Below are 5,460 nucleotides of genomic sequence, written 5' to 3' on the forward strand. Positions count from 1 at the left end.
GGGTCGCGCCCAGCGCCAGCTCGCCGAGCAGGGCGGCCAGGTCGGCGGCGGTGACCAGGTTGTCGACGCCGGCGTCGCGGGCCACGAAGTCCTCGATGCCGCGGCCGGTGACGCTGTGTCGGGCGCCGGCCAGCGCCCACGCCTGCGCGACGGCGGGCAGGCCGACCTGGCCGATGCAGATGTTGGTGGCCAGGTTGCTGGAGCGGACGATCATGCGTTCGGCGAGCCAGCGCAGCGGGGCGACGCCGCCGACGCGTTCCCAGACCGCCTCGTCGTTGTCGTAGTCACGGGCGTTGGTGAACCGGGGCGCGCCGGGCAGCGCGGAGTCGAACGAGTTGCGCACCGGCACCGGCGTGTCCAGGTCGAGCCGGCCCGCCTCGGCGGCACGGTGCAGCGCCACCAGGACGGCGACCTTCATGGTGCTCGCCGCGTAGTGGGTGGCGTCGGCCCGCCGGGTCCAGGTGGGCCGGGCGCCGGGGCGGCCCACGTACGCGGAGACGGTGCCGGGCACCTTGTCCAGGTGCGCGTCGAGGTCCTCCCAGATCATGGGGTGACCGTAGCCGACAGTCGGGGCGGGCGGGGCAGCGGTACGGCCGGGTGCGGGGCTAGCGTGCGGACATGACGACCGCCTTGTACGACGACATCGCGGACTGGTACGAGGAGTACGCCACCGTCGGTTCCGCCGCCTACATGGACCGGGTGCGATCGGTGCTGGCGGAGCTGTTGGGGCCCGGCCCCGGGCGGTGCCTGGACCTGTGCTGCGGCACCGGGGCGCACGCGGCCGAGCTGCACCGGCTCGGCTGGTCGCCGGTGGGGGTGGACCTGTCCGCCGGGCAGCTGCGGCACGCCCGCTCCCGGCTGCCGGTGGCCGGTGCCGACGCCACCGCCCTGCCGCTGGCCGACGGCGTTCTGTCGGCAGTGGTCTGCCTGCTGGCGCACACCGACATGCCGGACTATCCGGCCGCGATCGCGGAGGCGGCGCGGGTGCTTGCCCCGGGCGGCCGGCTGGTGCACGTGGGGGTGCACCCCTGCTTCGTCGGCGCCTTCGCCGACCGGTCCGAACCGGAACGGATCGTGATCGACGGCGGCTACGCCACCCGCGAGCGGACGACCCGGTCGTGGAACGCTTCCGGCGTACGCGCCCGGGTCGGCGCCTGGCACCTGCCCCTGGCCGACCTGCTCACCGCCGTCGCCGCCGCCGGCCTGGTGCTCGACGAGGTGGTCGAGTCCGGCTCCGGCCCGATCCCCGACGTCCTGGCCCTCCGCGCCACCAGACCTCGCTGACGGCCGGCGCCACGGTCACCCTTTACGGCCACCCGCGCCCGTCCCGCTGCCACCCGCACGGGTGCCCTCGCCCGTTTCGCGGTCGCCAGCCGCCGGCGCTGGTCCCGCGACTCAGATCCCGCTGCTTCACGCGCCGTTGTTCCGCCCCCGCCACTGGCTTCCGCCCAGGCCATTCCGGCCCTCGCCTGCCGGCCAGCCTCACCCCCGCTACCGCCCCCACCTCGCCGGCCGCTCCGCTCCCAGAAGTCGAGAGTTCGCGTCCACACCGAGACGTGCGGAGATCTTGGAAGGAACGTGCCCCCATAGGGGCCATTCCGTACCAAGATCTCGCACCAGGTCGGTCGATCATGAGGTTGGCGGTGCATGTGGGCTTCTGAATCGCCGTCAACCTCATGATCGACCGGCGACCGGCGACCGGTTATGGGTGGTGGGGTGGGGTGGGGAGTCGGGGAGACGGGGGGAGCCCGGTCCGCCGGGGTGGCGGGCCGGGCTCCGGGTGGGGCGTCGGGCGGGTGGGTCAGCCGGCGTGCTTGCGGCGGGCCGCCATCCGGCCGCGCTGGGTCTGGTCCAGCACCACCTTGCGGATGCGCACCGCGGTCGGGGTGACCTCGACGCACTCGTCCTCGCGGCAGAACTCGAGCGCCTGCTCCAGCGACAGCTTGCGCGGCGGGATCAGCTTCTCGGTCTCGTCGGAGGTCGACGCCCGCATGTTGGTGAGCTTCTTCTCCTTGGTGATGTTGACGTCCATGTCGTCGGAGCGGGAGTTCTCCCCGACGATCATGCCCTCGTACACCTCGGTGGTCGGCTCGACGAAGAGCTGGCCGCGCTCCTGCAGGTTGATCATCGCGAACGAGGTGACCGCGCCCGCGCGGTCGGCGACGAGCGAGCCGTTGTTGCGGGTACGCAGCTCGCCGAACCACGGCTCGTAGGACTCGAAGACGTGGTGCAGGATGCCGGTGCCGCGGGTGTCGGTGAGGAACTCGGTGCGGAAGCCGATCAGGCCGCGCGCCGGCACCAGCCACTCCATCCGGATCCAGCCGGTGCCGTGGTTCACCAGCTGCTCCATCCGGCCCTTGCGGGTGGCGAGGAGCTGGGTGATCGCGCCGAGGTACTCCTCGGGCGCGTCGATGGTCAGCCGCTCGACCGGCTCGCAGGTCTTGCCGTCGATCTCCTTGGTGACGACCTGCGGCTTGCCGACGGTCAGTTCGTAGGACTCGCGGCGCATCTGCTCGACCAGGATGGCCAGCGCCAGCTCACCACGGCCCTGCACCTCCCAGGCGTCCGGCCGCTCGGTGGGCAGCACCCGCAGCGAGACGTTGCCGATGAGCTCCTTGTCGAGCCGGTCCTTGACCATCCGCGCGGTGACCTTGGAGCCCTTCACCCGGCCGACCAGCGGCGAGGTGTTGGTGCCGATGGTCATCGAGATGGCCGGCTCGTCGACGGTGATCAGCGGCAGCGGGATCGGGTTCTCGGCGTCGGCGAGCGTCTCACCGATCATGATCTCGGGGATGCCCGCGACGGCGATGATGTCGCCCGGCCCGGCGGACTCGGCGGGCTTGCGCTCCAGGCCCTCGGTCATCAGCAGCTCGGAGATGCGGACCCGCTGGGTGCTGCCGTCGGTGCGGCACCAGGCCACGGTCTGGCCCTTGCTGATGGTGCCCTGGCGGACCCGGCACAGCGCGAGCCGGCCCAGGAACGGGGAGGCGTCGAGGTTCGTCACGTGCGCCTGCAGCGGCGCGTCCTCCTCGAACGCGGGCGCCGGGATGGTGTCCAGCAGGGTGCGGAACAGCGGCTCCAGCGAGGTGCTGTCGTCCGGCACGGCGCCGTCGGCGGGCTGGGTCAGCGAGGCGATGCCGTCGCGGGCGCAGGCGTAGACGATCGGGAAGTCGATCTGCTCCTCGTCGGCGTCCAGGTCGAGGAAGAGCTCGTAGGTGTCGTCCACGACCTCCTTGATCCGGGCGTCCGGGCGGTCCACCTTGTTGATCACCAGGATGATCGGCATCCGGGCACGCAGCGCCTTGCGGAGCACGAACCGGGTCTGCGGCAGCGGGCCCTCACTGGCGTCGACCAGCAGCACCACGCCGTCGACCATGGTCAGGCCGCGCTCGACCTCGCCGCCGAAGTCGGCGTGACCCGGGGTGTCGATGATGTTGATGGTGACCGGGTCGGAGCCGTCCGCCGGCAGGTATCGCACGCCGGTGTTCTTGGCGAGGATGGTGATGCCCTTCTCCCGCTCGAGGTCCATCGAGTCCATGACCCGCTCGGTGTCCTCACCACGGGCGCCGTAGGCGCCGGCCTGCCGCAACATGGCGTCGACCAGGGTCGTCTTGCCGTGGTCGACGTGGGCGATGATGGCGACGTTGCGGAGGTCGGTGCGTAGCTGCATACCCTCCATACTCCTGTCTGCGGTTGCCCGGGCACGCCTCGGGGTCACCCCCGAGATCGCCCGGATCTGTGGCGAAAGTGCTGTGCCGACCGTTCCAGCGACTGGCATGCTGACTCCCGTGCGGGGTGCCGGATGCCTGACCTGCTGAACTGGCTGCAGGAGCTGCCGCCTCTGCTGATCTACCTGGCCGCCGCGACGATCGTCGCGGGGGAGACCGCGGTGATCTTCGGGCTGCTGGTGCCGGGCGAGGCGACCCTGCTGCTGGTCGGCTTCCTAGCGTACGCGGGGACGCTACGGCTCGTCCCCACGCTGCTGGCCATGGTGGCCGCCGCCGTGATCGGAGACACACTCGCGTGGCGGGCCGGGCGGCGGTACGGGCCGCGGCTGCGCGCCTCCGGGCTCGGCGCCCGGATCGGTCCGCACCGCTGGCGACGCGCCGACGAGCTGCTGGAACGCCTGGGCGGGCGGGGCGTGTTCGCCGCCCGCTGGGTCGCGTTCGCCCGCACGCTGGCGCCCCGGCTGGCCGGTGCGGCCGGGCTGCCCTACCGGCGGTTCGCGCCGTGGAACCTGGCCGGGGTGGCGAGCTGGGTCGGTGCGTCGGTGCTGGCCGGCTACCTGGCCGGCGAGTCGTACGAGCGGGTGTCGCAGCTGCTGGGCCGGGCGACCGGGGCGGTGCTGGTGCTGCTGGTGTGCCTGCTCGGCGTGGTGCTGGCCGGCCGCTGGCTGGGACGCAACCCGGACCCGGTCCGGGCCTTGGCGGCCCGGGCCGCCGCGCTTCCGCCGCTGCGCTGGCTGCGGGCCCGCTACGGGGTGCTGTTCTTCCTGGTCGGCATGCGTGTCGGCCCGGTCTGGACGCTCCTGATCAACCTGGTGCTCGGGCTGGCGCTGCTGTTCGGCGCCGGGTTGGCCGTGGCCGCCCTGCTGGAGGCGGTGGTGCGGCACAGTGGGCTGGGCGTGCTCGACGGGCTGGTCACGGACTGGTTCGCCGCCCGGCGTACCCCGGGGGTGGTCGACGCCGCGCTGGGCGCGGTGTCGGTGTTGCGCGGCTGGGTCCTCATCACGGCGGTCGCCCTGGTGGCGGTGGCGGTGACCGGGCGGCGACGGTCCTGGCGCGCGGACCCGCTGGGCGTGGTGGGGACGATCGGCGCGGCCGTGCCGCTGGTCCTGCTGGTGGTGGTGGCGGACCTGACCGGCCCGGGCGGGCCGGACGACGCCCGGGACCTGTTCCCCACCCAGAACGCGGTGGTCACGGCGAGCTTCGGCACGCTGGCCTGGCTGCTGTCGCGGGGGGTCCGCTGGCCGGTCGGGGTGGCGGTGTGGACGGCCGCGGCCGCCGGTGTGGTCGCGGTCACCGGCGCGCGGCTCTACCTGGGCTGGAGCACGGCCAGCGGCACGGCGTCCGCGGTGCTGCTGGGCGCGGCGTGGACCACCGTGTTCGTGGTCGCCTGGGCGACCCGGGACCGCGCCGCAAACGGTGAGGACCGACCGGCGGACGGGGACGCCGACCCGGCCCGGCCGGTGGTGGGGGAGGGGCCACCGCGTCCCCGGGAGCGCCGCTCGGCGTCGCGGGTACCCCGCAGGCCGGTCGATCCCTGCTAGGGTGCGCCGGACGGGGGACCACGGGGAGGTTCGATGCGGCGAGGAGTCGGCCGGGTGGCCGCGGCTGCGGTGGCGGCGCTGATGGCGGCGGGTCTGGTGACCGGCTGCGGCGGCGAGGAGCAGCCGGTCCGGGAGGTGGCCGCGGAGCTGCCCACGGTGGCGCCGGTCGAGGAGCCGGCGGAGGCGCCCGC

4 protein-coding genes are annotated in these 5,460 nt (G+C 73.7%); 2 read left to right on the forward strand and 2 right to left on the reverse strand.

The features are described 5' to 3' along the window. Positions 1-547 (reverse strand): serine hydrolase (locus HUW36_RS24525; RefSeq protein WP_174530328.1); only part of this gene is annotated, 547 nt, incomplete at its 3' end. 71 nt (positions 548-618) lie between these two features. On the opposite strand from HUW36_RS24525, the gene HUW36_RS24530 reads away from it, so the two are divergent. Continuing rightward, positions 619-1,284, forward strand: a complete 666-nt coding sequence (locus tag HUW36_RS24530; protein ID WP_174530329.1) for a class I SAM-dependent methyltransferase — start codon at positions 619-621, stop codon at positions 1,282-1,284. 517 nt (positions 1,285-1,801) lie between these two features. Here the strand turns inward: HUW36_RS24530 and typA are convergent. Further along, positions 1,802-3,670, reverse strand: a complete 1,869-nt coding sequence (typA, locus tag HUW36_RS24535) for a translational GTPase TypA (protein WP_174530330.1) — start codon at positions 3,668-3,670, stop codon at positions 1,802-1,804. 132 nt (positions 3,671-3,802) lie between these two features. Between typA and HUW36_RS24540 the strand changes: the two genes are divergently transcribed. Then, positions 3,803-5,269: a DedA family protein gene (locus HUW36_RS24540; RefSeq protein ID WP_174530331.1), complete on the forward strand. Its 1,467-nt coding sequence runs from the start codon at positions 3,803-3,805 to the stop codon at positions 5,267-5,269. Positions 5,270-5,460 lie beyond the last annotated feature (191 nt).

This window comes from Micromonospora maritima, from assembly GCF_902825405.1.
In the GTDB taxonomy this organism is placed as follows: Bacteria; Actinomycetota; Actinomycetes; order Mycobacteriales; family Micromonosporaceae; genus Micromonospora; species Micromonospora maritima.